This window comes from Dolichospermum circinale AWQC131C, from assembly GCF_000426905.1.
Taxonomy (GTDB): Bacteria; Cyanobacteriota; Cyanobacteriia; order Cyanobacteriales; family Nostocaceae; genus Dolichospermum; species Dolichospermum circinale.
Genome location: NZ_KE384658.1, coordinates 1,365 through 1,611 on the forward strand (window position 1 = coordinate 1,365; position 247 = coordinate 1,611).

A 247-nucleotide genomic window follows, 5' to 3' on the forward strand; every position below is an offset into this window, starting at 1 on the left:
TAACGAACTACAACTGCGTTACCATCAGAGAATGCCCCAACGATTACGGGCCTACACTGCCCTAGCAGAAGAGCGTTATAACTTAAAAGTATACCCAGTTCTCATTAATATCCTCCCCCAAAGCACTAAACAAATAATCCCCAATCGCTACGAATCAGAAATATTAGGCATAACAGCCCATCAGGATTATCAAGTCATCAACCTGTGGGAAGTAGATGTTAACCTAGTGTTTGAGCAAAAAATATCT

General features: G+C 40.9%; 1 pseudogene. It reads left to right on the top strand.

Going from position 1 to position 247, the window contains the following annotated elements:
* A pseudogene (locus tag ACIR131C_RS26385) lies at window positions 1-247 on the top strand (DUF4351 domain-containing protein); the annotation flags it as partial.